Source organism: Klenkia sp. AC732 (genome assembly GCF_979256525.1).
Window position 1 is genome coordinate 1 of record NZ_CEEDOS010000124.1, and the last position, 257, is coordinate 257.

The following is a 257-nucleotide window of genomic DNA, read 5'->3' on the forward strand; positions in this document are numbered from 1 at the left end:
CCCCCCCCCCCCCCCCCCCCCCCCCCCCCCCCCCCCCCCCCCCCCCCCCCCCCCCCCCCCCCCCCCCCCCCCCCCCCACGACCGGGGGGCCGACGACGGCCAGCAGGTGCCGGCGCAGCAGGTGCCAGTGCCCGGCTCCCCCGGTCACCGCGGCGACGTGGAAGCCCGACGCCCGGGCCTGTGCGGCGAGCGTGCGGGTGTGCACCGCCAGCGGGATCCAGGCCACCAGGGCGACGGCCAGGCAGGCCGACAGCAGT

1 protein-coding gene is annotated in these 257 nt (G+C 84.4%); it reads right to left on the reverse strand.

All coding sequences use genetic code 11. The annotated features are described in order from the left end of the window. Positions 1 to 256 (reverse strand): ABC transporter permease subunit (locus AC0IVP_RS21950; RefSeq protein ID WP_471759284.1); only part of this gene is annotated, 256 nt, incomplete at its 3' end. Position 257 lies beyond the last annotated feature (1 nt).